The sequence below is a fragment of the Pseudomonas sp. M5A4_2d genome (genome assembly GCF_053345295.1).
The window spans coordinates 709,952-734,710 of record NZ_JBKEZW010000001.1 but is presented as its reverse complement, the minus strand read 5'-3'; the positions used below and the strand labels follow the sequence as shown (position 1 = coordinate 734,710).

Genomic DNA, 24,759 nt, shown 5'->3' with positions numbered 1-24,759 from the left:
GGTGACCCCTACCAAAGGTCACGTGGGTTGGGATGAGCCAGTACAAGATCCAACACCAGGCCGTTCAGTGATGAACGCCTGCCTTACAGCGGCAGGAGCCTTTCGGCCAACCGATAATCGAACCAGAGTGACTGGAGTGAACTAAAAAAGAACATGGCAAGGCGGCAATTGGCACGCCTGTAAACAGCCAGGTTGCGGATGCTAGCACAGATGAACGGTCGTCGCGCCGGCACGGCCTTAGGAAATACAAATTCCAGCGTTTATAGCGGCAAAAGTGAACTTGAGCTGTACGACAGGCCTCAAACGCACCGAGAATCGCCGTTCGTCCTCAAGACTTCAGGAGCCTTTAACTATGCGTTTTTCCTCGACCTTCGCGCTTGCTGCATCGCTGGCCTTCCTCTCCTTCGGCGCACAGGCTGCAGCCCCATCGAACTGGCCTTCGGCCGGCGACCGGGACAACTTCGTCAAAGACTGCACCTCAGCCGCTCAGCAGAGCGTTGACGCCAAAACCGCCAAAGACCATTGCGAATGCGGCGCCGACAAGATCAACGCGGAATTGAGCACCGCTGAAATCAAGGAGCTCATGACCAACCAGAACGCCAAGCAGGAGCTTAAAAACAAAGCGGTCACGGCTATTTCGTCCTGCAAAGTCGTGAAGAAAAAGTAAGACCGACCACTGATCAGGCAGCCTTTTAGCGGAAAAAAAAGCCTGAAAACTGCCATTTCTCACAAATTACGCAGCTTTTACGGCTTTTTTTAACAGCTGATATTTCGCGCCAAAGCCCCGTAGATCGGGGCTTTCAGCCGAACAAGGCACTAAACGCAACGCCATTGAGTAGCAAACAATGCCTTGGGGGGGCTCCCAAGTCGAACATTTCGACTATGATAGCCAAGTGTGCCCAGTTGGCCTGAGCAGCACAGCACTACTGAAAATATATGTTTCTTGGAGATACACCATGTCTAATCGCCAAACCGGCACCGTTAAATGGTTCAACGATGAAAAAGGCTTCGGCTTCATCACTCCTCAAGGTGGCGGTGACGACCTGTTCGTACACTTCAAAGCTATCGAAAGCGACGGTTTCAAAAGCCTGAAAGAAGGCCAAACCGTTTCCTTCGTGGCTGAGAAAGGCCAAAAGGGTATGCAAGCTGCACAGGTTCGCGGCGAGTAATTCTCCGCTGAGCTAAAAAAAACCCCGTCCATGTGACGGGGTTTTTTATGGGCACTGCAAAAGCCGGGACACTTTCAGCCGCAGTTGACCCGCGTAATCACCAGGTTGTCGTCGGTGTTCAGGTTCAAGCGGTCGGAGCGGTACTCCAGCGTGATCATGTCGTTAGGCTTGAGGATCCGCGCGTTCTGCGCGCCGGCACGGGTACGCGCCTGATCCAGCAGTTGAGGCGAAGCTTTCTGGCCGATGGCGAATTCGGCAGCCTTCGACTCACAACGGCTATGGCCTGCGTCAGCAACGGCGACGTCTTTGCCTGGCTCAGAGGCACCCGGGGTGCTGCAACCCGCCAACGCGAGTGCTGCCAACAAAGTGCCGAATGATGCGAGCTTCCAAGGCATGAAGCCTCCTATGATAAAAAATGGACAGAGATCGTGCGACAGCGATCTGGCCGTTTGGTTTCAAGACGTAAATCGCCCGACGGCAAGTCTGCCTGACTCAGGGCGAGCATTCGCCCAGTCAATCGTCACCAGATATGAACGCACTCAGTAGATGTCGATGTAGTCAAACGGTGGGTTTGGCCAATTCTGCGTGAGCGCATTGAAAATCTGCATGACCCAGACTTCATCACTGGCCGCGACTTTACCGACATAACCCGAACCTTTCGCCCAGGTTTCCAGGCGAAACAGCAAGCCATCGATCTCGACGCCACCTACGGCCTTCCCGGAGGAGATATACGCGATACCGGCCTTGGTCACTCGTAACTGGGTATGCTCGTCATCACTGGCACTGGCGAGCAACTGACGGACAGCCTCCAGCGTGACGTTATCGGGGTTGTTCAAATCGATCTGCACCTGGTGTTCCCCGGCAATTGAATTGAGCAACAGTGTCGCACAGCGCCTGCCTCAACCCGAAGCACCTCATGCCTAAGTAGCAGTGCCAAATACCCTGCAAAAATGGTTAACTGCCGCGACTAAAACCGCGTGCCAGCGCACTGCCCAGCACTTCAAACCCCGCGAGCCCCCCCCCCATGACCACTGTAACCCTCCAAGCCGACATCAAAGCCAAGTGGCCTCAAGGACAGAGCTCCTACAGCCCCGGAAGCCCGGAGGAGTTGGCAATCATCGGAATCGACCTGCTGGTCAAGGAACTCGGCACTCAGGCCGCGCAAGCCTTCATCGGCCAGATATTCGAGAAATACCCGGCCGATCACATGGGCGCACACAAGCCCGAGCGCGAATAAGACCCGGCCGGCGAGCGCCGACCGGCAAACACATTACTTCAGGCGCGCCAAGCGCTCGGTCAGCAGATCGAAGAAGCCTTGGGCGTCGCCGTTCTCAACCCAGAACGCGTTCTTCGGCTGCTTCAAGCCGTCATACCAATCGACGATGGTCTGGCCGAAGGTCGGGCCTTCGCGACTGTCTACCACCACGTTAACCTCACGCCCACTGAACAGTGCCGGCTTGAGCAGATAGGCAATGACGGTAGCGTCGTGTACCGGACCGCCCGGGATGCCGTAGTGCTCCATGTCGCCTTTGACGTATTCATTGAGAATGTCGCCAACCACTTTGCTCGCGTTGTTGTTAATCGCCGCGATTTTCTTCAGGCGCGCTTCGCTGGTCAGCACCTTGTGGGTCACGTCCAGTGGCAGGTAGGTCAGCTTGACGCCACTTTTGAGCACGATTTCAGCGGCGATAGGGTCGGCGAACAAATTGAATTCGGCCACCGGTGTGATATTGCCGCCATTGAAGTGCGCACCGCCCATCACCACCACTTCCTTGATGCCCTGGGTGATTTCCGGGGCCTGGGTCAACGCCAGCGCCAGATTGGTTTGTGGGCCGAGCATGGCGATGGTGATGCTGTGTGGCTTGGCAGTGCTGAGCGTTTTGATCAGGTAGTCGACAGCATTGCCTTCAGCCAGGCCGTTTTTTGGCTCGTGTACGGTGACACCGGAAATACCTTCTTTGCCGTGAATATTCTCAGCGTAAATCGGCGTGCGCAGCATCGGTTTTGGCGCGCCTGCGTACACAGGAATTTCCTCACGCCCTGCCCACTCACGAGCCAGGCGTGCGTTGCGGGAAGTCTTGTCCAGGCGCACGTTACCGGCAACGGTGGTCAGCGCACGAATGCTCAGTTCCTCCGGAGAGGCCATGGCAAACAGCAAGGCCACTACGTCATCGGCACCTGGGTCGGTATCGATGATCAGGTCGATTTTTTCCGCCGCTTGGGCGCTGGCTGCTGTGAGCGCGGACAAAAGCAGGACACTCCGAAACAGGTTTTTCAGGGTTGGAAGACCACGTTGCATGAAACACTCCTTGTCGTAGGAAAACTCTAGAAGGTTACGCCGGACACCAGCGCGATATTGCAATAAGGCTGGCACTCGCCAGTGCGCACTACGGCGCGGGCCTTGCGGCTGAGCTGCTTGAATTCTTCGTGGCTGAGCAGGCGGCGCTCGCCGAGGGCAGCCTGCTCAGTCAGGGTATTGAGTGCCGTGAGCGCAGGTGGCTGCTTGAGCAGGATTTCTTCCGCCAACACGTGGCTTTCCACCTGCATTTCGCTCAGTACAATGCGTAGGGTACTGATGAAATCAGGAATGCCCTGGGTCAGCGCCAGGTCGATCAACTCGACGCCCGGCGGCACCGGCAGGCCGGCATCGCCAATCACCAGGATGTCACCATGACCGAGGGACGCGATCACGCGCGACAGGGCGATATTGAGCAGAGGTGTCTTTTTCATGAGGGTATGAAACCTTGAACGTCCTGCAATACAGGGATAGAGGGTTGCGCGCCGGCGCGAGTGACCGACAGCGCTGCGGCGACCTGACCAAAGCGAATGGCCTCGGCTTCGCTTTTACCGTTGGCGAGCGCGGCGGCAAAACCACCCACGAAGGTGTCACCGGCAGCCGTGGTGTCCACTGCCTTGACCTTTGGCGCCACCAGGTGCTCAAAGCCGTTGCCATCGGCAAACAGCGCGCCCTGCGCCCCCAGAGTGATGATCACTTTGCCGGCGCCCGCCTTGATCAACTGCGTCGCAGCGACCTTGGCGCTGTCGAGGGAATCGACCGTCACGCCACTTAATGCACCGGCTTCGCTTTCGTTGGGAATCAGATAGTCGATCGAGGCGTACCACTGCGCGGGCAACGGGCCACTGGCCGGTGCTGGATTCAGGATCACCGTCTTGCCCAGTTCACGACCGCGCTTGAGAGCATGGCCCACGGTGTCCATGGGTACTTCCAATTGGCAGACGATCACATCGGCCGCCTGCAACACCGAATCGGCCAGCTGCAACGAAGCGGGCGTCAGCTCACCGTTGCTTCCCGCAACGATTACAATCGCGTTCTGGCTGCTGTCATCCACCACAATCAATGCCACGCCGCTTGAGCCGTCGACCGAGCTGACGGCCTGGCAATCAATGCCCTCCACCAGCAACGCGTCGCGCAATTGAGTGCCGTAGGCGTCCGTGCCGACGCATCCAATCATCGCCACATCAGCGCCCAGGCGCGCCGAAGCGACCGCCTGATTGGCGCCCTTGCCGCCCGGGACGGTGGAAAACGTTTGGCCAATCAGGGTTTCACCGGCGCGCGGCAAGCGACTGGCGCGGGTGACCAAATCCATGTTCAAGCTGCCTATTACCACTACTTTTGCTGGCATACATCAGTACTCATCAATTCGGTTCAGCGGTATTGGGCGAACACACCCGCAAACGGCGCCGTCGACTCACGTAAAACAATGCTTGGCGTCACGATGCGCTGATCGATCGGCAGTTGGGGTGTCGCAATTCGTCGCAATAAGAGTTCGGCGGCCGTCTCGCCCAATTGCACGATTGACTGCCCGACCGTGGTCAGCGCGGGGTAAACGTAGCGGCCCATTTGAATGTCGTCAAAACCGATCACCGACAGCTCACCCGGCACACGAATATTGCGCTCGGCTGCCGCACGTAATACACCGAAACCGATCATGTCGTTACTGGCGAAAATCGCACTTGGCGGGTTTTCCGACAGCAACTGTACCGCAGCGGCATAACCACCGGTGCTGGTGAAGTCACTTTCCAGGGTGCGACTGGCCGCTACATCCACGCCCGCCTCACGCAGCGCGCGGTGATAGCCCGCAAGCCGCATTTGCGCCACACGGGTGTGACCGGGGCCACCAATGCAGGCGATGTCCCGGTGACCCAGTTCAAGCAAGTGCCGGGTCGCCAGGTAAGCGCCCTCCTCGTGGTCGATACGCACCAGGTCGACATCAATGCCATCCAGCGCACGGTCGACAATGACCATGGGCGTGCGCACCGCGCTCAAACCCGCAGCAAGGCCGCTGTCGTCACCACCCACCGAGGTCACGATCAAGCCGTCGATGCGCTTCTCGAGCAATACGCGCAAGTAGCTGCGCTGCTTCTCAGCGTTATCGTCGGAGTTGCAGAGGATCACGCAATAACCATTACGCTCACAGTAATCCTCGATGCCCCGGGCCAGTTCGGCAAAATACGGGTTAAGGCTATTGGGCACCAGCAGGCCAATGGTGGCAGTGGTCTTGGCTTTGAGCGAGCGCGCAACCGCACTTGGCACATAGTCCAACTGCTTGATCGCCGCTTCAACCTTGATCCGCACAGGCTCGCTGACCGGCCGCGTCTTGTTCACCACATGGGACACGGTGGTGTAGGAAATACCTGCGAGCGCCGCCACATCCTTGATCGTTGCCATGGTTCAGCCCCGCCGACTGGCGCGCTGGCTGCGATAGGTGTCGAGGACCACGGCAATCACGATTACGGCACCGGTGATGATGCGTTTGGTGGGCTCTGTAGCACCGATCTGCGCAAGGCCGGCCGCCAGCACCGAAATAATCAACACACCGAAGAACGTACTGATGACCGAGCCGCGCCCACCCATCAGGCTGGTACCGCCGATCACCACCGCCGCGATCACCTGCAACTCAAGGCCGGAGCCGGCATTCGGGTCCGCCGCTTCCAGGCGCGAAATCTGGAACAGTGCCGCCACGCCGGCCAACAGCCCCATCAGGCTGAACACCAGGATCTTGTAGGGCTTGGGATTGATCCCGGCCAGGCGCACCGCCTCTTCGTTAGTGCCGATACCGATCAGGTAACGGCCGAATACAGTACGGGTCAACACCAACTGAGCGGCAACGATTACCAGCAAAGCAATGATAAACGATGGCGAAATACCGAAGGCAACCGGGTTGGACAACCAGGCAAACGAATCACCGATATAGGCGGTGCGCGAACCGGTCATCTGGTAAGCCACGCCACGGGCCATTTCCAGCACGCCGAGGGATACGATAAATGATGGAATGCGCCAGGCCACGGTAATCGAACCGGTGATGGTACCCGCCAATGCTGCGCAGCCCATGCCCAGCACCGCCGCTGGCAATACGCTCCAACCCCAGCTGAGAATCGCCACGCTGACTGCCGATGCGGCCAATGCCAGCACCGAGCCCACCGACAGGTCGATACCGCCGATGATCAGGATGAACGTCATGCCGACCGCCAGCACCATCAGGTCCGGAATCTGGTTGGCCAGGGTGCTGAAGGTGTCATAGGACAGGAAGTGATCGCTGAGTACCGAGAACAGCGCAATCATTGCGAGCAAGGCACCGGCCAGCCCCAGATAAGTACCCAGGCCGTAGAAGTTGCCGCCGGTTTTACCCGGGGAGTTTATTGTTTTCATGGGGTATCCCTAAGCGCTGCGTCGTTCAGCAGCGCGTCACGTTTTTGATAGCCGGCAAAGGCGGCGGCGAGCAACTCGTCCTGGGTCCAGCTGTCGCGCTCGAAGGTCTCGATCAGGCGCCCGGCGGACAGCACACCGATGCGGTCGCAGATCAGCATCAGCTCCCGCAGGTCGCTGGACACCACTACCAGCGCTTTGCCCTGGCGCGTCAATTCGCCGAGCAACGCATAAATGTCGAACTTGGCGCCGACGTCGATACCGCGGGTTGGCTCGTCAAAGAGCATCACCGCGCAATCGCGCTCCAGCCAACGGCCGATCACGACCTTCTGCTGGTTGCCGCCCGACAGCTCGGACACCAACTGTGCGGGGCTTGAGCTGCGGATGCGCATGGCGTCAATCTGGCGCTTGGCCAGGGCAGTTTCGTCCCGGCTGTTCACCACGCCGCCGCCGGAAATTTCCGGCATGTTGCCCAGAGCGATATTGGCGCTGATGGATTGGGTCAGCAGCAGGCCTTCACCCTTGCGGTCTTCGGTAATCAGAGCAATGCCATGAGCCACCGCGTCGACCGGCGAACGGATACTCACCACCTGCGCTGGCGACCCCAGGGCCACCGTGCCACTGTCGGCCAGGTCGGCACCGAAAATCAGCCGTAACAATTCAGTACGGCCCGCGCCGATCAGGCCGGAGATGCCATAGATCTCCCCGGCACGCACTTCAAAGGACACATCGCGGACCTTGTCCGAGCGGCTCAGCCCTTTCACCGTCAGGGCCGGACCGCCAATGGTGCGTGGCCACAGGTCGATCTGTTCACCCAGCTCACGACCGACCATCAAGGTGACCAGTTGCTCACTGTTGTAATTGGCCATCGGCTCGACGCAGACCAGCTTGCCGTCGCGTAAAACCGCAATACGCTGCGCGACACGAGCCAGTTCTTCGAGCCGGTGTGAAATGTAAATGATCGCCACGCCCCGGGCCTGCAGGCGGGTGATTTGCTCGAACAGCATCTCGACTTCACGGGCGGTGAGCATGGCCGTAGGTTCGTCGAGGATCAGTACATGGCAATCGCCGATCAGGTTGCGGGCGATTTCGACCATTTGTTGATGGCCGATGCCCAGGCTCCCGACGAGGGTGTCCGGGTCGATCGCGTCGAGGCCGACTTGGGCCATCGCCTCGATCGCAGCCTTGCGCAGTTGCGTGCGGTTGATCCAGCCACAGTTTCTGGGCAGGTTATCCAAAAACAGGTTTTCGGCCACGGTCAGCGTTGGCAGCAGGTTGAGTTCCTGCATAACCATGCGCACGCCCAGCTCTTCAGCCTGGGTGCGACTGCCGGGGCGGTAATCCTGGCCATTGAACTGCATGTGCCCGGTGGTCGGCGTGACCAGCCCGCCAATAATTTTCGACAACGTGCTTTTACCAGCACCGTTCTCACCAGTCAGCGCCAGCACTTCCCCGCGATTGAGCGTCAGGGTGATGTCGGACAGAACCGGTTGGGCATAGGTCTTGCCGATACCGCTGACCGAGAGGACAGCGTTCGGGGCGGAAGATGACATAAGAAAAATCTCCAGGCGCCCGCTCAGGACGAGCGGGCGCTGTTGGGTGCTGCCAGGATTACTTCTTGAGGACGAGTTCGACCGGGGTTTCGATCACGCCGTCTTTGGCATCGACTTGCTCACCCTTGACCAGCTTGAGCGCGTTCTGAATACCGAACACAGCTTGCTGAGCAGCGGCTTGGTCGGCAGTCGCCAGGACACGGCCGTCCTGCAGCATAGGTTTAATGGCTTCGATGTTGTCGTAGCCCACCACCAGCACTTTGCCGGCCTTGCCTGCCGCACGTACCGCGGAGACTGCGCCCAGTGCCATGTTGTCGTTACCGGCCAGCAGCGCCTTGAGGTCCGGGTACTCGCTCAACATGGCGGAGGCCACTTTCTGGCCCTGGTCGATTTCCCAGTTACCCGATTGGGTGGAAACGATCTTCATGCCGGCGGCGTCCATCGCATCCTTGTAGCCTGCGGTGCGCTGCTGGGCGTTGGTGGTGGTCGGCACGCCTTCGATGATGCCGACCTTGTCACCCGAGGTCAGTTGCTTGGCAAGGTAGTCACCCACCAGCTTGGAGCCTTTGCGGTTGTCCGGACCCACAAACGGGATAGTGAGGTTTTTGCTTTTCAGTACGTCCGGATCAAGGCGGTTGTCGATGTTGACGACCTTGATGCCAGCATCAGAGGCTTTCTTCAGCACAGTGACCAATGCCTTGGAGTCGGCGGGGGCGATCACGATGGCGTTTACTTTGGCGAGGATCATCTGGTTGACGATATCGATCTGCGCACTGGTATCGGTTTCGTTCTTGATCCCGTTGGTGATCATGTCGAAATCAGCGGAATGCGCCTTCTGGTATTCCTTGGCGCCGTCCTGCATGGTCACGAAAAATTCGTTGGCAAGGGATTTCATCACCAGGCCGACCTTGGGTTTGGCGGCGGCGTCATCAGCGAATGCAGAGGAGAGAGGTAGAGCAGCGGATGCGGCAGCAAGCACAGCGACAGCAAGAAGACGTCCAGCAAATGGCAGCTTCATGGGTTCACTCCGATCTTATGATTATTGTAAGCAACGCTTGCACCGAAGAACGCTTCGGCAGCCCTCCCACCCGGGTGGCTGATACGAGCTTTCACGATACTCAGGGAGCGCTGCGTGAAACATCTCGCAAACGTTTGCGTTAGTCAAACTATGAGAACCTTGCCGAGATTTGTCAACGACGGAAATCTGCCTTTCATCTGGCCCGGGCCTTTCATCGTACCGCTGATGTGATTAAACATTGCCTTTGCCCGACCGCTCTCCAAAACGACAGGCAGTGACACCACCGTCATACACGCCTCCATGAATATTCCATCATGGTTTTCGGACAACCGAACGCAATAGCCCCTCACTGTTCGGAAAGCCGGACAACCGTCCCTCATCCTCATCTAAAAAATCAATATAAGTTGTTTTAAATCAACACGTTAATTTATATGTTCGGCCACCATCAGCCTGGTACAAATCCTGCTCTTTCTCAGCACCTCGCGGCATTCAGAATCGCCCGGGTGTTCTAGATGAACCTGCTACCGCACTCATCAAAAACCAGAGAGAAAAATAATGAAATCTGCACTGAAAACCTTCGTTCCGGGCGCTCTAGCCCTACTGCTGCTGTTCCCCGTTGCCGCCCAGGCAAAGGAAGTTGAAACCAAGACCAAACTGTCCAACGTGGTGATTCTCGCCACTGGCGGCACCATTGCAGGTGCCGGCGCCAGCGCCGCCAACAGCGCCACCTACCAGGCGGCCAAAGTCGGTATCGAGCAATTGATCGCTGGTGTTCCTGAGCTTAGCCAGATCGCCAATGTACGCGGCGAGCAAGTGATGCAAATTGCGTCCGAAAGCATCAACAACGAAAACCTGCTGCAGTTGGGTCGCCGCGTTGCCGAACTGGCTGACAGCAAGGACGTGGACGGCATCGTCATCACCCACGGTACCGACACCCTCGAAGAAACCGCTTACTTCCTGAACCTGGTGGAAAAGACCGACAAGCCAATCGTAGTCGTCGGCTCAATGCGTCCAGGTACCGCCATGTCGGCTGACGGCATGCTCAACCTGTACAACGCCGTGGCTGTCGCCGGCAGCAAAGACGCTCGCGGCAAGGGCGTACTGGTCACCATGAACGACGAAATCCAGTCGGGTCGCGACGTCAGCAAAATGATCAACATCAAGACCGAAGCGTTCAAAAGCCCGTGGGGCCCGTTGGGCATGGTCGTTGAAGGCAAATCCTATTGGTTCCGCCTGCCTGCCAAGCGCCACACCATGGATTCAGAGTTCGACATCAAGACCATCAAAAGCCTGCCGGATGTGGAAATCGCCTACGGCTACGGCAACGTGAGCGACACCGCCGTCAAGGCCTTGGCCCAGGCCGGTGCCAAAGCCATCATCTATGCCGGTACCGGTAATGGCTCGGTGTCTTCCAAAGTAGTCCCTGCCCTGCAGGAACTGCGCAAGCAAGGCGTGCAAATCATTCGTTCTTCCCACGTGAATGCCGGCGGGTTCGTTCTGCGTAACGCCGAACAGCCTGACGACAAGTACGATTGGGTTGCCGCACATGACCTTAACCCACAGAAAGCCCGAATTCTGGCGATGGTTGCCCTGACCAAGACTCAGGACAGCAAAGAGTTGCAACGGATGTTCTGGGAATATTGATTGCTAGCGACACCTGTAGAGGCGGGCTCGCCTGCCTCTACCTCCCCGCTCGCCCCTCCGGTACAGATTCTCCTCGCTACAGCCCTCTGCCTGAATGACCGTCAAACGAACTTCCTGAATATTAAGCAGTTGCGAAATTCGTAACAGTTAAATACTGTATGCACGTACAGCACACTAAGGAATACTCCGTGGCAACGTCTACTTCTGCAGCGCCAACCCCGCCTGACGCCTATGCACGCCTCGCCGTTCGTGTGCAAAAAATCATCAATTCGACCAACGCCCAAAAAGCCAAGGCCGCCCTGATCTTCCGTTTGCCGGACGAGCCGGAGGAGGAATGGGAGCGCTTGCTGGAAGAAATCGCGGAGAACGACAACGTCACCCTCGCCTATCGGGATGATGGCGGCGTGCAGATTTTCTGGGTTGTGCCGAAGGAAGATTGATTCAATGAGTGCCCGTTTTATTGCTGTTTTTTGCTTGTTTTTTGCCGCTACTGTTCATGCTCAGGCGCCTCGAACATTCAGCGAGGCCAAGAAAGTCGCCTGGAAGCTCTACGCACCACAATCCACGGAGTTCTACTGCGGCTGCAAATACAACGGCAACCGTGTGGATTTGAAAGCCTGCGGTTACATCCCACGCAAAAATGCCAACCGCGCTGCACGCATCGAATGGGAACACATCGTTCCAGCCTGGCAGATCGGGCACCAGCGCCAATGCTGGCAAACCGGTGGGCGCAAAAACTGTACGCGCTACGACGACGTGTTCAAGCGCGCCGAGGCGGACCTGCACAACCTGGTGCCGAGCATCGGCGAGGTCAATGGCGACCGTAACAACTTCAGTTTTGGATGGCTGCCGGCACAACGCGGGCAATACGGCTCGTGCCTGACTCAGGTGGATTTCAAGGCCAAGAAAGTCATGCCCCGCCCGTCCATTCGCGGGATGATCGCCCGAACGTATTTCTATATGAGCAAACAATACGGCTTGCGCCTGTCAAAACAGGACCGCCAGCTGTATGAAGCCTGGAACAAGACCTACCCCGTGCAACCTTGGGAGCGTCAGCGCAACCAGACCGTAGCGTGTGTGATGGGGCGCGGTAACGAATTTGTCGGCCCGGTGAACCTGAAAGCCTGCGGCTGAAAATGGGCGGGACTGCCGCCCAACCTGCCGGTTACTGCGCAGTCTTGTGCTCGATGACTTGCGACTCGGTATCATTTTTCTTGGCGCGTGCCAGTTTTTCGGTCAACAGGGCCTGCTTGGCTTCAGCTTCGGCCTTGCTGGCGAACGGGCCCAGCAGTACCTCGTCCTTACCGTCTGTCTTCACGATATAAAAATTGAAACCATGTTCCAGCAGCCAGGCGGTCAAGTCGGTGAGCGCCTGCAGTTTGTGGTCTGGCGGGCCTACCCATACGTCCCACTCCTGAGCGGCAATCACCCCGGTTTGAGGCTGGCTCTCGGTCACGGCAGGCTTGGCCTTGGGGGCGTCGACCGGTTTACCTTCACCGCAACCGGCCAATGCCAACACCGCAATTGCCATCGCTACTTTACGCACTGCCCTGCTCCTTTAAGGATAAAGAGGCAACTTTATCATTCACTGTCTATTCTGGCCGTCATAAACGTTGGCTTAAACAATGCGAATGATGTACCGCAGACCTGTATGATGCCGCCATGGGAATTAATGTCGCCTCTATGCGTCCTAAAAGAGGCAGTCACAGGGAAGCGCTTAGCAGTAAGCTACACACATCCGACACGTGCCCTGTCTGAAACATGTGCCCTTAAAAGTAATCAAGGAGAAGTCCATGCTGATACTCACCCGAAAAGTTGGTGAAAGCATAAACATCGGTGATGACATTACGATCACCATCCTGGGCGTCAGCGGCCAGCAAGTACGAATCGGCATCAACGCCCCCAAGGACGTTGCCGTGCATCGCGAGGAGATTTACCAGCGCATCCAGGCCGGCCTCACGGCTCCGGACAAAAACCAGACTCCTTGACGCCCCACTCAGTAGCCAGCCTTTTCGTTCACTGTAACGGCTGGCGAAATCCCTTCAGACTGTTCGCGCTTTCTTGCGCGATCCGCGCGCTTGACGCGTTCAGCGTCGCTGCAAGATGAAACTGTCTTGGCGCCTGGAACTTGTTGCTTAATTCGCAGCCGAATCTCCTGACTATTATCCTGCCATCCGAGTGCGTTCAGGAGCACGTCGATGAGGCCAACCGCAAAGCAACCACTTGTTTCCAAGTCCTGGAGGATCGCCCTGCTGATAGGGCTGGTCTTCGTAGCGCTGGGATATGGCGTGAGGTTCGAAATTGAAGGCATCAGCGACCCCGGCAAACGTTCGTGGCTGGACCTGGCGCTCTTCTTGTCTGGCTACCTGTTCGCGTTCTGCCTTCAGCCCATCCAAAAGGCCATTTTGCGCAAATTGTGCCAACGCGCCGCGCAACGTCCCCCGCAGAAAGCCGCACGATGAGGGCCGGTAATCCGCTATCTGATCGCCGGTATTTACAGCCTTGCAGCAGGATCTATGCTTGGGCTTGCACGGTCAGTCAAAGGCGTTAAAGCAGATGGACAGCCTCAGCAAATGCCAAATCGAATCGGCACTGGCAGCGCGCCTGCCCAGCTACAAGATCACGTGTACGTTGCACGCTGACGGCACCCTTTCTGCCATCCTCAGTGGCCCGGAAACCGACCATTTCGCGATTACCGGAATCGTGCGCGCGAATTATCGCGGTGCCGAAGCGATTGCCCGACTTGCCAATGAAATCCTCAGAGAAATGGTGATGTCCCGCCAGGGAATGAGAAGCAGCCGGCTACAGGCGCCGCCTGATCACACCCCTCGCGAATAAGGCCGAGACCGATAACGGCTCGGCTTTTTCATTTCAGCCCGCCAGACCCTGCAAGCTCAGCAGGCCCTCACCGTCGCGCCGGACCTGCAACTGCTCATAGTCGTGGATGGTGGCATGCGCGGTGGCCATGGGCGTCAGGTGAGTAGAGGTCACCACCATTACGTCCGCCCCGGCCGCCTCCCCGGCTCGAATACCCACCGTCGCATCCTCGAACACCAGGCACTCCCGCACCGGCACCCCCAAACGCTGCGCCCCCAGCACATAACAGGCGGGGTCAGGCTTGCCGCTGACAACGTCTTCAGCCGTCACCAACACTGCCGGCGGTGCAATGCCCGCAGCAGTCAGGCGGCGCAACGCCAGTTCCCTGGGTGCAGAGGTGACCAACGCCCATTGATCGCCAGGGAGGCCGTTCAGAAATTCGACAGCGCCGCAAATCGCCACGACCCCCTCGACATCGTTGATTTCCGCTTCGGTGATCCACTGCGCTTCAACTTCAGGGTCCACACCTGGCAATGCTTGACGGGTGATGGTGTCAATGGCGCGTGCGCCATGGATGGTGGTCAGGAAGGCCGCCACATCCAGCCCGTGGCGCTCAGCCCATGTGCTCCATACACGCTCGGCGGCCGCAATAGAGTTGAGCAGGGTCCCATCCATATCGAACAGAAAGGCACGGTAACGTTGGGCAAATACGGCTGAACCTCGGACGGACACGGCGTGGATTCCTCTTGGGCATTAACAAATAATCGACCCGACGCAATCTACGGGTCACCTCCTCGCTTGTAAACGCCAGCGCCGCGCCGCTAACCAAGCGATTGCATTACAGGTTTGTCATCAACCTGTAAGTCTTGTCAGCACCCTCACTTCCTACAGTGGCGTCGTCAGTCACCCACATCGGGTGGCACAACTTCCCACTGAAGATGAAGGGCCGCACGATGAAACCTGCAAGCAAACTCTGCCTGATTGCCGCCAGCCTGTTGATGCTGGGTACCGGCACCGCCATGGCCGGCACCGTCGCACCGGTCAAAGCCGACAACGTGGTGCTGGTGCACGGTTCCTGGGCTGACGGCTCAAGCTGGTCAGAAGTCATCACCCGCCTCCAGGCCGCCGGCCTGCACGTGACCGCCGTACAGAACCCGCTGACATCGGTTGCCGATGACGTCGCCGCGACCAATCGCGTACTGAACCAACAGGACGGCCCTACCGTGCTGGTCGGCCATTCCTACGCCGGTACCGTGGTCAGCGACGCCGGGGCGAACCCGAAAGTCAGCGCCCTGGTGTATGTGGCAGCCCGTGCACCGGACGCCAACGAAGACTTCGTCGCCCTTGCTGCCAAGTACCCGAGCATGCCCGTGCGAGCCGGTGTTGTTGAGCACGACGGCTACCTCACCCTGAACCAGGACGCCTTCCTGAAGTACTTCGCCGCCGATGTACCGCACGCCAAGGCGCTGCAGCTGTACGCCGTACAACAACCGATTGCCAAGACCCTTTTCAGCGGCCGCACCGTCAATGCGGCCTGGCACACCAAGCCGTCCTGGTACGCCGTGTCGAGCAATGACCAGACCATCAACCCGGACCTGGAGCGATTTCTCGCCAAGCGCATGAACGCCACCACCATCGAGCTGCCGTCGAGCCACTTGTCGCTGGTGTCCCACGCCAAGGAAATCACTGACCTGATCCTCGAAGCGTCCGGCCGTCAGCCTTAAACCGTTCATTACGAACTTGTCATGATCCTGTTGGTTGGCTGTTTGAGGTGCCTGGTTACTGTGAACTCACTGCCAGGAGCTGGCAGCCAACCCTTTAAAGAGAGAGACCACCATGAAACTGTTTATCCTCGGCTTCAGCGCCTTACTTGCCACCGGCTCAGTGTTCGCAGCCGACACAACCCCCGCCACCAACGTGATCCACGACAAGACCGGCTTCTTCGTGCACCTGGATGTCGACAAAGTCCTGTCGAGCACCGACACCTACGGCCAGTGCGGTATCGTCCCCGCCCACCTCGATTACCTGGACCATCAGGGTCGCGAGCATGTGCTGGACTATCAGGTTCAGGGCATTGGCTGCGCCAGTGACAATTGATCGGGCTACACTTGCGCAACGCTTAGAACCAGGGCACTTCCCATGAACATCCTCGTAGTCGAAGACGAACCCAAGGCCGGCAATTACCTGCTCAATGGCCTGCAGGAACTGGGTTACTCGGTGAGCCTCGCCCGTGACGGCGTGGACGGGTTGCACCTGGCGCTGGAAACGCCATTCGACGTGATCGTGCTGGACGTGATGATGCCAAAAATGGACGGCTGGGAAGTGCTGCGGCGCCTGCGCAAGGAGGCCGACACGCCGGTACTGTTCCTGACTGCCCGCGATGACATTGCCGACCGTATCAAGGGCCTGGAACTGGGTGCTGATGACTACCTGATCAAACCCTTCTCCTTCGCCGAGTTGGTCGCGCGTTTACGCACCCTGACCCGCCGCGGCCCCAGTCGCGAAGAAGAGCAACTGCACATTGCCGACCTGCAAATCGATGTACTGAAACGCCGGGTCACCCGTGCGGGTACACGCATTACCCTGACCAACAAGGAATTCGCCCTGCTGCACCTGTTCGCCACCCACCAGGATCAGGTGTTGTCACGCTCGATGATTGCCTCGCGGGTCTGGGACATGAATTTCGACAGCGACACCAATGTGGTCGACGTCGCCGTACGACGCCTGCGCCTGAAAATCGATGACCCATTCCAGCTCAAGTTAATTCACAGCGTGCGGGGCATCGGCTACCGCTTCGATATACAGCCATGAACCACCGCCGGCACTACTCGCTGACTCTGCGCCTGGCGCTGATCTTCGCTCTGCTCGCCTTCGCCCTGCTGGCCACCCTGGGCGTTGCGCTGTATCGCGAACTTGAGCGTGAACTGATCAAACGTGACGACGCTGCCCTGATCTATCGCGCCGACCAGTTACGCAACCTGCTCAACGACAGCAATACCCTGGACCTGATCAAGACCAAGCCAGAGCTGTTCAAGAACATGCTGGGCAACAGCGAGTCGGTGCTGAGCATCGCGGCGCCGGGGCAAAAGCCGTTGCTGTTGGTCAACCCGGGCAACATTGAAATGCCGTCCGTGCCCCCCGTACCAAAAGACCACGTGCTGGGCTTTTCCGACGTGCACCATTTGCCCGGTGTGAATGGCGTGCCTTTCGCCACCGTGGCCGCATCCATCGACTCCGGTGACCTGGGCAGCCTGCAAGTCACCACCGGGCGCCTGATGACTGAACGCACCGCCATGCTCGCCAGCTATCGCCTGAGTGTGTTTATCCTGGCAACCGTTGCGGCAATCATCCTCGCATTGGTGGGGTACCTGCTGGTGCACCGCGGGCTTTTGCCGTTGCGGCGCCTGGCCAAACACGCCCAAGGCATCGGCGTGGGCAACCTGGCTGAACGACTCGACAGCCACGGTGCGCCGAAAGAACTGCTGCCGATGATCGACGCCTTCAACACCATGCTCGAGCGACTGGCCAAAGGCTTCGTGCAGTTGGGCCAGGTGTCCACCGACATGGCCCACGAACTGCGTACGCCGATCAACAATCTGCTGGGCGAAACGCAAGTCGCCCTGCAACAGAGCCGCAGCATCGAAAGCTACCAGCAACTGCTGGCCTCCAATGTCGAAGAGCTCGAACGCCTGGCGCGGATGCTCGACAACATGCTGTTCCTCGCCCGCACCGACCCGGCCAGCGCCCTGCGCCAGCGCCAGGAGCTGAGTGCGGCGGATGAGGTTGAGCGTATGGCTGACTACTTCGAAGGGTTGGCGAGCGACGTGGATATCAGCATTCTCGCCGAGGGTGACGGCGTGATCTGGGCTGAGCCGATGTTATTGCGTCGTGCACTGGCCAATCTGTGTGCAAACGCTATCAAGTACGGCGCCCCCCGTTCAGAACTGGAGATTCAGGCGGTTCCAGATGCCGATGGCATCAACCTGCGGGTGAGCAACCGGGGTGAAACCATACCCGCCGAGCATTTGCCGCGCCTGTTCGAACGGTTTTACCGAGTGGATGAGTCGCGGGAACGCTCGGCCCAGTCCAACGGGTTGGGGCTATCGATTGTCGCAACGATCATGCTGCTGCATAACGGTCGCTACAGCGTTACCAGTGAGGCAGGGGTGACGTGTTTTGAGTTGTTCTTTCCACGGCGGGAAGCCTGACCTCCCAGGCGAGAACCTTGGTGGTATTTTGCAAAGGTTTGTCGCTCACGGTCGGCCCGAACTGGTACTAATCTTCGTTCCCAAGCGCTCTCTCACTTCAACTAAAAAGGTGGCACGCTTTGGAGAAAAAACAATATCGGCTAGGTTGGGCGAACACACTGAACATCCCGGCTCAAGGTAGAGCCGGTGGAGGCAATGACGGAGGTTCGGGCATGGAAAAACGCTTGGGTTTACTGGAAAAAGGGCTGGCTGAAATGAAAGAGAAGCTATTCGCCGTTTCGAGCAGGGCAGACTCTATGGAAAAGCACTTCGCCACCAAGGCGGACCTGGCGACCACAGAGCTGAATCTCATCAAATGGTACGTCGCTACCGCGTTCGCAATGACCGGGCTCGCGTGCGCCATTACCGTCGGCCTGACCCGACTGTTGAACGGCTAAGGCAGATCAGCTGATCTGCCCACCGGTTTGCACCCAATCAACCTGAGTGTTCCATGCCGCACGTACGGCTACGCGCAGCCCCTCGACTGTCGTCACTAACGGCATCGAAGCCTGCCCACTGTCTGCGACTTGCTCCGGCAGGTTCGGTACATGGATAAACCCGCTGCGAACGTCCGTACCGACCAGCGCGTGCTGCAGCAGGTAAAACACCTGATTACACACAAATGTGCCCGCCGTCTGCGAAACCGACGCCGCAATCCCAGCCTCGCGCATCGCCTTGACCATAGCCTTGATCGGCAGCGTGCTGAAGTAGGCGGCCGGCCCGTCGACCACGACCGCCGTATCGATAGGTTGCTCACCCAGGTTGTCGGGGATGCGCGCGTCGTTAACGTTGATCGCGACTCGCTCCACGGAGATATCACTACGCCCAGGCCCGAGACCCGTGGCAATCACCATCGCCGGGCGCAATTCGGCGATTAGCCCAGCCAGGCACTGCCCCACCGTGGCAAACGCACAAGGCAGCAGGCGCGCAACAATCTGCACACCCTCGGCCAGTTGCACGCCATCCAACTGGCGCACCGCCTCCGAGGACGGGTTGACCGGGTCTTGATCAAAGGGCTCGAAGCCCGTCAGCAGTAAAGTTTGCACGTTGACCTCACATCAACAGGTAGAGCAGGACAATATTGACGACCAGCATCATTAACGCAGTCGGCAGTTGCGCCTTGATCACTGCGTTCTTGTCCGGCAACTCCAGCAACGCCGCCGGCACGATATTGAAGTTGGCCGCCATAGGCGTCATCAGCGTACCGCAATAGCCGGAGAACATACCGATCGCCGCCATCACCGCCGGGTTACCACCATAGATACCCACCAGTACCGGCACGCCAACACCGCCGGTCATGACCGGAAAAGCCGCAAAGCCATTGCCCATGATCACGGTGAACAGGGCCATGCCCAGTACATACACCATCACCGCAACCAGTTTGAAATCCAGGTTGATGTAGGTGGTAGTCACATGCGCAACCGCCGTGCCGACCCCGGCCTCATTGAATAAAAGCCCGAGCATCGCCAGCATCTGCGGCAGCACCATGGCCCAGCCCAAGGCTTCGGTCAGGCGCCGGGATTCGCGCAAGGCTTGCACAGGCGTATCGCGGGTCAACCAGCAGGCCAGGCCGAGGGCGATCAGGCAACCGACACCGAGGGATACAAAGGTGGTGTTTTTCGGGTCCAGCAGTGGCACGCCACCGATTTCGGTGTGCTTGAGCAACACCGAACCAATCACGGTAGTCAAGGGAATGGCCAACGCCGGGATAAACAGCTTGTGGCCCAGTCGACCAGCACTGGCACGGGCAGACTTGTCATGCAACTGGGCATGTGCGCCTCGACCGACGCCGCCAAAACCTGCGATCAACGCCATCACTACCACGCCAACGCCAATGAGTATCGGCGGCAAGCGCTCCCCGACCAGGAACGGTATAGCGAACAGCAGCCAAAATGCGGCGCTGGACCAGCGCTTGGGATGAGTTCGATCCATCAGGATCATGCCTGCGGTAATCAGCAACAAAATGCCGGCAAGCCAGTACAGGTATTCAATCGAGATGATCATTGCGCGGCCTCCACAGGCGTGACGGCGGGCGTCATCTCGCGGGTGAGTCTTCGGTCAAACCGATGCAGGCGAATCGCGTGGATGATAAAGGCACAAATCGCCGTCGGGATGCCCCATACCGCAATGTGCAACGGCTCCACATCTATGCCCGAACCCAGCAGGAAGGTATGCATCAGCGCAATCGCACCGAAGGCGACAAAGATGTCTTCACCGAAAAACAGCCCGACGTTATCGGTTGCCGCACACATGGCCAGTACCTTGTGACGCAGCGTGTCCGGCAGCTTGCCATAGCGCTTTTCGGCGGCGCCCTCGGCCATCGGCGCCAGCAGCGGCCGCACCATTTGGGGATGCCCACCCAGGCTGGTGAGCCCCATCGCCGCCGTGGACTCGCGCACAAACAGATAGATGATCAACAAACGCCCGACGGTGGCGCGTTCAAAGCGAGCGATCCAGTTCTGCGCGTGCAGGCGCAAACCATGGCGCTCCAACAGGCCAATGACTGCCAGGGGCAATAACAAGATCAGTTGCAGGGCGCGCGTTTGAAGAAAACCTTCGCCCATGCTGGCGAGGATTCTGTCCAACGGAAAGTGGGCGGCAAGCCCTGTGGCGATGGAGGCGGCGGTGACTACCAACAGTGGATTGAAGCGCAAGACGAAGCCAACCACGATGACAAGTACGCCGATCAACGGCCATAGGTTCACAACAGTTTGCATGACGATGAGGTCCTTGAATGCGCGCTGCGGCGCCATTACAGCAGGATGTGAACAAAGGGTTCACAGCATGAAAATAGCGTGCAGCCCGGCGCGGTTTTTATTGTTGACCTGGAAGGTCGAGCGTCAGTGGCGGCAACTGTGCTGCTTGGGGGCGGGGGTGTCCAACAAGAAAAATTGTTGCTGCAAACCAATAAATTTTGTGGGTAATTGGCGCCAGATGATCCGGCGCCGTGCAGGGATTTAGCCCAGGCGTTTTTGAAAAAAGTACCGTTGATGGCCCGGCGGATAATCAGCGATATGACCAAACTCACTGAAGCCCAGCTTGCGATAAAAGTCCGGCGCCTGGAAGCTGAAGGTGTCCAGCCAGATCCCGGCACATCCGCGTTCACGCGCCAGATCTTCAGCGGCGCCCATCAAACGCGTGCCGGTTCCTTGAGTACGCATCTGGTCCGGAATGCTCAAGAGTTTAACGAACAACCATCCGTAGGAAATCTTCCCATATAGACCGCCCACCACCTCTTGAGAAGTGGGATCACGTAGCAAAATGCCGACGGTTTCAAATGCCATTGCACCGGTATGGCTGAGGTTATAAGCCCTCAGCGGTTTGAGGATGGCCTCACGCTCCTGCGCCGTCACGTCGAACGACACTTCCATTGCCAATTCCATCGTTTGCTCCCTGGGCTGAATTCAATCATCCGTCAGTATGCAGGGTCACTGCGGCTTGCGCAGCACCTCACAATCGGTGCAGATTGACTACAGGCCTCTTAATGCTGCGGCCCCACCGGCAACGCTTCCAGCGCTGCGGCGCCCATTTGAAAGCGCGGTATTGATCCACGCAGATCGGTTCGACAGCGAAATCCTGTTCCAGACCTATACTCAATAACGCGGTCACGCGTTGTGCGCACCGCTCACGGTACTTTGCCAGCGAAGAGGAGCCACTATGTACGCCGGACAAATAGGTATGGCGACAACGAATGGTGAAATACGGTGCCAGTTGGTTGTTCAAATCATCTGCCTGTTATCGGTCGCTACCCTGTTCTGCTGATCAGTCAGTAACAGCCGCCTTCCACATCTACCGCTGGAGCCCATGCGGCGGACATCTTCGCACCCGACCCTTAAATAATATGCCTGAAGGGTTTGAACTGGCGCGCAATAGATATAGGTGCCAGCGTCATGATGAAGACAGCGAAAACCAGCGCAGGAATAACCCAGAGCATCGAATGGCCTTCAATGAAGGGGCCATAGACGATACTCAGCCTGTTCATCACAAAGATATGTAAGCAGTACCCACCCAGGGTAGAGCCTGCCAGCACATTTAATGTTCTAGCGTATCTGGACAGTCGCGTCCCTAGACCCATCAATAGCCGAAACCCGAAAACAGCCCCCGCCACGACAAAAGGCGAAAGGTAAGAAAAAACAGTTAACTGGGCGTGCCGTCTCGCAGAGATAACCAATAGGTCACCAACGCGGTGCACACGGCGCTCGTGATAAGACCTGCGGTATCAGCCAGAAGCGATTGCTTCACCTGCGTTTTGATCCGATCAAACACATAAGCGCCAAGAAACACAAACCCACTTAACCCGACAAACGATGAGGCACTTAACCCACTGCAATCACCACTCAACCTAGTCATGACTGAATTCGACAACGCCCGTTGCGGACATAGGAGAAACAACAACCATTAAGCAAGCGATGATTCGCGTGAAATCCAATCCAACACTACGGTTTTTTCTCATTGTTCCCTTCGAGCCGTTATCACGCGACATTCGAATTTTATTTTATCTCGCAGCCTTTTCCTTAAAGCTGACTTCACCAAAACATTCGTTATAACAGTAGCGTGAAGAGCGCTCGTACGGATATAGGCTATTTTTGTCGATCCCTCAAAACACCTGCGCTGATTACCCCATAGCGGATTGAATCCAAAGCTATTCAGCACTGCACGACGAAGCTTAAATTGGACGCCGACTCAAATCGCAGACAACAAAAAAGGGCCCACCTTTCGGTGAGCCCTTCTAGACCGCCCAGCAGAGCGGATTTTGTTTGGTAGGCGCGATTGGACTCGAACCAACGACCCCCACCATGTCAAGGTGGTGCTCTAACCAACTGAGCTACGTGCCTGCTGTGAGGCGGCATTCTACGGAATTCCGAAGGGGTGTCAACATCTTTTTTGCAGCTAACCCTATGAATATGCGAATTATTTATTCGCGCAGGGCAGACCCGAGGTTTTCGGGTGGCTGGCAGGCAATTTTCAACTCAGGTAGGATCGGCGCACTCGTAAAAAATATAAAACAGAGGTTCCAGGATGGCGAACACCCCCTACCCCCAGTCATATTACGCCGCATCCGCGAATGCGGTTCCGCCGCGCCCGGTACTGCAAGGTGAAGTCGAAACCGATGTATGCGTGATTGGCGCCGGCTACACCGGCCTTTCAAGCGCGCTGTTTCTGCTGGAGAGCGGTTTTCGCGTCACCGTGCTGGAAGCCGCCAAAGTGGGGTTTGGCGCCTCGGGCCGTAATGGCGGGCAGATCGTCAACAGCTACAGCCGCGATATTGATGTAATCGAGCGTAGCGTCGGCCCCAAGCAGGCACAGTTGCTTGGGCAGATGGCGTTTGAAGGCGGCAAGATTATTCGCGAGCGCGTGGCCAAATATCAGATCCAGTGCGATTTGAAGGACGGTGGCGTGTTCGCCGCGCTCAATAGCAAGCACATGGGCCACCTGGAGTCGCAGAAACGCTTGTGGGAGCGCTACGGCCATACGCAACTGGAGTTGCTGGACGAGCGCCGTATCCGCGAAGTGGTGGCCTGTGACAACTATGTCGGCGGCCTGCTGGACATGAGTGGCGGACACATTCATCCGCTCAACCTGGCGCTGGGCGAAGCGGCGGCTGTGGAATCCCTGGGCGGCACGATCTACGAGCAATCGGCGGCAGTGCGCATCGAGCGCGGCGCCAACCCAGTGGTGCACACTGCCGAGGGCAAGGTCAGGGCCAAGTTCATCATCGTCGCGGGCAACGCCTACCTCGGGAACCTGGTGCCGGAGCTGGCGGCCAAATCGATGCCATGCGGCACACAGGTCATCACCACCGCACCGCTGGGCGATGAGCTGGCCAGGACGTTGCTGCCGCAGGATTACTGCGTCGAGGACTGCAACTACCTGCTCGACTACTACCGACTTACCAGCGACAAGCGCCTGATCTTCGGCGGCGGCGTGGTGTATGGCGCGCGTGACCCGGCAAACATCGAAGCAATCATCCGCCCGAAGATGCTCAAAGCCTTCCCGCAGCTCAAGGATGTGAAAATCGACTACGCCTGGACCGGTAATTTCCTGCTGACCCTGTCGCGCCTGCCGCAGGTTGGTCGCCTGGGCGACAACATCTATTACTCCCAAGGCTGCAGTGGCCACGGCGTGACGTACACGCACCTGGCTGGCAAAGTGCTGGCAGAAGCGTTGAGAGGCCAGGCTGAGCGTTTTGATGCGTTTGCTGATCTGCCGCACTACCCGTTCCCGGGTGGGCAACTGTTGCGCACGCCGTTTGCGGCGCTGGGCGCTTGGTACTACGGGCTGCGGGATAAGTTGGGGTTCTGAGCCTACCTGATTGTGGGAGCGGGCTTGCTCGCGAAGGCGGTGTGTCAGCCACTGAATATGTAGCTGACAAACCGTATTCGCGAGCAAGCCCGCTCCCACATTTCTGACCGAGGAACAGCCGGAGCCAAATTGCAGACACAAAAAACCCCGGTCTTTCGACCAGGGTCTTTGCTATCGGATCAAAGAAGCTTAACGCTTGCTTTGTGCTTCAAGGCGTTCAGTGGGCCTTGAGGCAGATATGGCGCAGCGGACGGGACTCGAACCCGCGACCCCCGGCGTGACAGGCCGGTATTCTAACCGACTGAACTACCGCTGCGTATCGCTTGACCGGCTGCGCGTG

At 58.1% G+C, this 24,759-nt stretch carries 30 protein-coding genes and 2 tRNA genes; 15 read left to right on the top strand and 17 right to left on the bottom strand.

The genetic code is table 11. From position 1 onward, the window contains the following. Positions 1-352: 352 nt before the first annotated feature. Positions 353-667: a hypothetical protein gene (locus ACLBW8_RS03445; RefSeq protein WP_064453218.1), complete on the top strand. Its 315-nt coding sequence runs from the start codon at positions 353-355 to the stop codon at positions 665-667. A gap of 289 nt (positions 668-956) precedes the next feature. Continuing rightward, complete coding sequence (locus tag ACLBW8_RS03440; RefSeq protein ID WP_003234260.1) at positions 957-1,169, top strand: cold-shock protein; 213 nt, start codon at positions 957-959, stop codon at positions 1,167-1,169. Positions 1,170-1,243: 74 nt separating this feature from the next. Here the strand turns inward: ACLBW8_RS03440 and ACLBW8_RS03435 are convergent, their stop codons facing one another. Both ACLBW8_RS03435 and ACLBW8_RS03430 read right to left on the bottom strand, forming a co-directional pair. Beyond that, positions 1,244-1,564 carry an I78 family peptidase inhibitor gene (locus tag ACLBW8_RS03435; RefSeq protein ID WP_064453219.1) on the bottom strand — a complete coding sequence of 107 codons (321 nt, stop codon included), beginning with the start codon at positions 1,562-1,564 and terminating at the stop codon, positions 1,244-1,246. A gap of 144 nt (positions 1,565-1,708) precedes the next feature. Continuing rightward, the gene (locus ACLBW8_RS03430; protein ID WP_221295241.1) at positions 1,709-2,017 is read right to left on the bottom strand and encodes a hypothetical protein; all 309 of its coding nucleotides are present in this window, start codon (positions 2,015-2,017) and stop codon (positions 1,709-1,711) included. A 176-nt stretch (positions 2,018-2,193) separates the two neighbouring features. On the opposite strand from ACLBW8_RS03430, the gene ACLBW8_RS03425 reads away from it, so the two are divergent. After that, positions 2,194-2,406, top strand: a complete 213-nt coding sequence (locus ACLBW8_RS03425; RefSeq protein ID WP_064453220.1) for a hypothetical protein — start codon at positions 2,194-2,196, stop codon at positions 2,404-2,406. Between the two features lie 33 nt (positions 2,407-2,439). On the opposite strand, the gene ACLBW8_RS03420 is transcribed toward ACLBW8_RS03425, so the two are convergent. The 7 genes from ACLBW8_RS03420 to ACLBW8_RS03390 are packed head-to-tail and all read right to left on the bottom strand — an operon-like array spanning position 2,440 to position 9,408. Continuing rightward, a complete protein-coding gene (locus ACLBW8_RS03420) occupies positions 2,440-3,468 on the bottom strand; it encodes a nucleoside hydrolase (protein WP_064453221.1) in 1,029 nt (342 codons plus the stop codon). Between the two features lie 26 nt (positions 3,469-3,494). Further along, on the bottom strand, positions 3,495-3,899 hold the full coding sequence (gene rbsD, locus ACLBW8_RS03415) for a D-ribose pyranase (RefSeq protein ID WP_221295243.1): 405 nt from the start codon (positions 3,897-3,899) through the stop codon (positions 3,495-3,497). Continuing rightward, positions 3,896-4,813: a ribokinase gene (gene rbsK, locus ACLBW8_RS03410; RefSeq protein WP_064453223.1), complete on the bottom strand. Its 918-nt coding sequence runs from the start codon at positions 4,811-4,813 to the stop codon at positions 3,896-3,898. Before rbsK ends, rbsD begins: the two co-directional genes overlap by 4 nt. Before the next feature lie 23 nt (positions 4,814-4,836). Beyond that, complete coding sequence (locus ACLBW8_RS03405) at positions 4,837-5,859, bottom strand: LacI family DNA-binding transcriptional regulator (protein ID WP_064453224.1); 1,023 nt, start codon at positions 5,857-5,859, stop codon at positions 4,837-4,839. Positions 5,860-5,862: 3 nt separating this feature from the next. Continuing rightward, positions 5,863-6,840 (bottom strand): ABC transporter permease, encoded by a 978-nt coding sequence (locus ACLBW8_RS03400; RefSeq protein WP_064453225.1) that lies wholly within the window; start codon positions 6,838-6,840, stop codon positions 5,863-5,865. Continuing rightward, the gene (locus ACLBW8_RS03395; protein WP_447804576.1) at positions 6,837-8,390 is read right to left on the bottom strand and encodes a sugar ABC transporter ATP-binding protein; all 1,554 of its coding nucleotides are present in this window, start codon (positions 8,388-8,390) and stop codon (positions 6,837-6,839) included. Before ACLBW8_RS03395 ends, ACLBW8_RS03400 begins: the two co-directional genes overlap by 4 nt. Positions 8,391-8,448: 58 nt before the next feature. Next, positions 8,449-9,408, bottom strand: a complete 960-nt coding sequence (locus ACLBW8_RS03390) for a sugar ABC transporter substrate-binding protein (protein ID WP_128587341.1) — start codon at positions 9,406-9,408, stop codon at positions 8,449-8,451. A 555-nt stretch (positions 9,409-9,963) separates the two neighbouring features. Between ACLBW8_RS03390 and ACLBW8_RS03385 the strand changes: the two genes are divergently transcribed. The 3 genes from ACLBW8_RS03385 to ACLBW8_RS03375 all read left to right on the top strand — a co-directional run bounded on the left by ACLBW8_RS03385 (position 9,964) and on the right by ACLBW8_RS03375 (position 12,186). After that, positions 9,964-11,052 carry an asparaginase gene (locus tag ACLBW8_RS03385; protein WP_064453228.1) on the top strand — a complete coding sequence of 363 codons (1,089 nt, stop codon included), beginning with the start codon at positions 9,964-9,966 and terminating at the stop codon, positions 11,050-11,052. A 188-nt stretch (positions 11,053-11,240) separates the two neighbouring features. Continuing rightward, entirely contained in the window at positions 11,241-11,492 is a 252-nt protein-coding gene (locus tag ACLBW8_RS03380; RefSeq protein ID WP_208604440.1) for a DUF1654 domain-containing protein, read from the top strand. A gap of 4 nt (positions 11,493-11,496) precedes the next feature. After that, entirely contained in the window at positions 11,497-12,186 is a 690-nt protein-coding gene (locus ACLBW8_RS03375; RefSeq protein WP_447804575.1) for an endonuclease, read from the top strand. Between the two features lie 31 nt (positions 12,187-12,217). On the opposite strand, the gene ACLBW8_RS03370 is transcribed toward ACLBW8_RS03375, so the two are convergent. Beyond that, complete coding sequence (locus tag ACLBW8_RS03370) at positions 12,218-12,583, bottom strand: SPOR domain-containing protein (protein WP_064453231.1); 366 nt, start codon at positions 12,581-12,583, stop codon at positions 12,218-12,220. A gap of 262 nt (positions 12,584-12,845) precedes the next feature. Here ACLBW8_RS03370 and csrA point away from each other — a divergent pair, with 262 nt between their 5' ends. The 3 genes from csrA to ACLBW8_RS03355 all read left to right on the top strand — a co-directional run bounded on the left by csrA (position 12,846) and on the right by ACLBW8_RS03355 (position 13,890). Then, positions 12,846-13,040 carry a carbon storage regulator CsrA gene (csrA, locus tag ACLBW8_RS03365; protein WP_003192511.1) on the top strand — a complete coding sequence of 65 codons (195 nt, stop codon included), beginning with the start codon at positions 12,846-12,848 and terminating at the stop codon, positions 13,038-13,040. 210 nt (positions 13,041-13,250) lie between these two features. Continuing rightward, positions 13,251-13,514 (top strand): hypothetical protein, encoded by a 264-nt coding sequence (locus ACLBW8_RS03360; RefSeq protein WP_447804574.1) that lies wholly within the window; start codon positions 13,251-13,253, stop codon positions 13,512-13,514. A 94-nt stretch (positions 13,515-13,608) separates the two neighbouring features. Further along, positions 13,609-13,890, top strand: a complete 282-nt coding sequence (locus ACLBW8_RS03355; protein WP_447804573.1) for a hypothetical protein — start codon at positions 13,609-13,611, stop codon at positions 13,888-13,890. 33 nt (positions 13,891-13,923) lie between these two features. Here ACLBW8_RS03355 and ACLBW8_RS03350 read toward each other — a convergent pair whose 3' ends face one another. Further along, on the bottom strand, positions 13,924-14,601 hold the full coding sequence (locus tag ACLBW8_RS03350; protein ID WP_447804572.1) for an HAD family hydrolase: 678 nt from the start codon (positions 14,599-14,601) through the stop codon (positions 13,924-13,926). Positions 14,602-14,822: 221 nt separating this feature from the next. On the opposite strand from ACLBW8_RS03350, the gene ACLBW8_RS03345 reads away from it, so the two are divergent. The 5 genes from ACLBW8_RS03345 (at position 14,823) to ACLBW8_RS03325 (ending at position 18,514) form a co-directional block, all read left to right on the top strand. After that, on the top strand, positions 14,823-15,593 hold the full coding sequence (locus tag ACLBW8_RS03345; protein WP_447804571.1) for an alpha/beta fold hydrolase: 771 nt from the start codon (positions 14,823-14,825) through the stop codon (positions 15,591-15,593). A 112-nt stretch (positions 15,594-15,705) separates the two neighbouring features. After that, entirely contained in the window at positions 15,706-15,966 is a 261-nt protein-coding gene (locus tag ACLBW8_RS03340; protein ID WP_447804570.1) for a DUF2790 domain-containing protein, read from the top strand. A 42-nt stretch (positions 15,967-16,008) separates the two neighbouring features. Beyond that, the gene (locus ACLBW8_RS03335) at positions 16,009-16,680 is read left to right on the top strand and encodes a heavy metal response regulator transcription factor (protein WP_064453235.1); all 672 of its coding nucleotides are present in this window, start codon (positions 16,009-16,011) and stop codon (positions 16,678-16,680) included. Then, on the top strand, positions 16,677-18,077 hold the full coding sequence (locus ACLBW8_RS03330) for a heavy metal sensor histidine kinase (RefSeq protein WP_447804569.1): 1,401 nt from the start codon (positions 16,677-16,679) through the stop codon (positions 18,075-18,077). The genes ACLBW8_RS03335 and ACLBW8_RS03330 overlap by 4 nt, the downstream gene beginning before the upstream one ends. Positions 18,078-18,289: 212 nt before the next feature. Beyond that, positions 18,290-18,514: a hypothetical protein gene (locus tag ACLBW8_RS03325; protein WP_064453237.1), complete on the top strand. Its 225-nt coding sequence runs from the start codon at positions 18,290-18,292 to the stop codon at positions 18,512-18,514. 6 nt (positions 18,515-18,520) lie between these two features. Here ACLBW8_RS03325 and pcp read toward each other — a convergent pair whose 3' ends face one another. The 5 genes from pcp to ACLBW8_RS03300 all read right to left on the bottom strand — a co-directional run bounded on the left by pcp (position 18,521) and on the right by ACLBW8_RS03300 (position 22,951). Further along, on the bottom strand, positions 18,521-19,162 hold the full coding sequence (gene pcp, locus ACLBW8_RS03320) for a pyroglutamyl-peptidase I (RefSeq protein WP_447804568.1): 642 nt from the start codon (positions 19,160-19,162) through the stop codon (positions 18,521-18,523). Between the two features lie 7 nt (positions 19,163-19,169). Then, complete coding sequence (locus ACLBW8_RS03315) at positions 19,170-20,120, bottom strand: DUF979 domain-containing protein (RefSeq protein ID WP_447804567.1); 951 nt, start codon at positions 20,118-20,120, stop codon at positions 19,170-19,172. After that, positions 20,117-20,833 (bottom strand): DUF969 domain-containing protein, encoded by a 717-nt coding sequence (locus ACLBW8_RS03310; protein ID WP_064454981.1) that lies wholly within the window; start codon positions 20,831-20,833, stop codon positions 20,117-20,119. The genes ACLBW8_RS03315 and ACLBW8_RS03310 overlap by 4 nt, the downstream gene beginning before the upstream one ends. 240 nt (positions 20,834-21,073) lie before the next feature. Beyond that, the gene (locus tag ACLBW8_RS03305) at positions 21,074-21,499 is read right to left on the bottom strand and encodes a GNAT family N-acetyltransferase (protein WP_447804566.1); all 426 of its coding nucleotides are present in this window, start codon (positions 21,497-21,499) and stop codon (positions 21,074-21,076) included. Between the two features lie 1,375 nt (positions 21,500-22,874). After that, positions 22,875-22,951: transfer RNA gene (locus tag ACLBW8_RS03300), tRNA-Val, on the bottom strand. Between the two features lie 184 nt (positions 22,952-23,135). On the opposite strand from ACLBW8_RS03300, the gene ACLBW8_RS03295 reads away from it, so the two are divergent. Further along, positions 23,136-24,419 (top strand): NAD(P)/FAD-dependent oxidoreductase, encoded by a 1,284-nt coding sequence (locus ACLBW8_RS03295; RefSeq protein ID WP_447804565.1) that lies wholly within the window; start codon positions 23,136-23,138, stop codon positions 24,417-24,419. A gap of 239 nt (positions 24,420-24,658) precedes the next feature. Here the strand turns inward: ACLBW8_RS03295 and ACLBW8_RS03290 are convergent. Then, positions 24,659-24,735, bottom strand: a tRNA-Asp gene (locus ACLBW8_RS03290). Between the last annotated feature and the right edge of the window lie 24 nt (positions 24,736-24,759).